The sequence below is a fragment of the Alkalicoccobacillus porphyridii genome (assembly GCF_007293315.1).
GTDB lineage: Bacteria > Bacillota > Bacilli > Bacillales > Bacillaceae_D > Alkalicoccobacillus > Alkalicoccobacillus porphyridii.
This window is the reverse complement of sequence record NZ_VLXZ01000306.1, coordinates 1-255: the sequence shown is the minus strand read 5'-3', so window position 1 is coordinate 255 and position 255 is coordinate 1. Positions and strand designations below refer to the sequence as shown.

General features: G+C 51.8%; 1 protein-coding gene. It reads right to left on the bottom strand.

What is annotated here, in order from left to right:
• Positions 1–255: phospholipid carrier-dependent glycosyltransferase (locus tag FN960_RS24405; RefSeq protein ID WP_143850840.1), on the bottom strand; the 255-nt coding region annotated here is incomplete at both ends.

The window sequence follows — 255 nt, the reverse complement described above, 5'->3', positions numbered from 1 at the left end:
CTTTCCACGTCTGTGCCTGCATTGCCAGCCAGAAGCTGCACATTCCCGCCACCAGCCAGAATGCAATAAACGGATCGAGCACGGCATAAGTGCCGATGGCATAGACAATAAACAATGAGAGATAAATTACTGTGGCGAGTAGAGCCAGACGTTTATCGCGCCATAAGCGCAGAGTAAACCAGGTCACCAGCGCGGCAGTTAACAGGGTCGCAAAGATAACGCCTGCCCGCACACCAAAGTTATTCGCGCCAAATA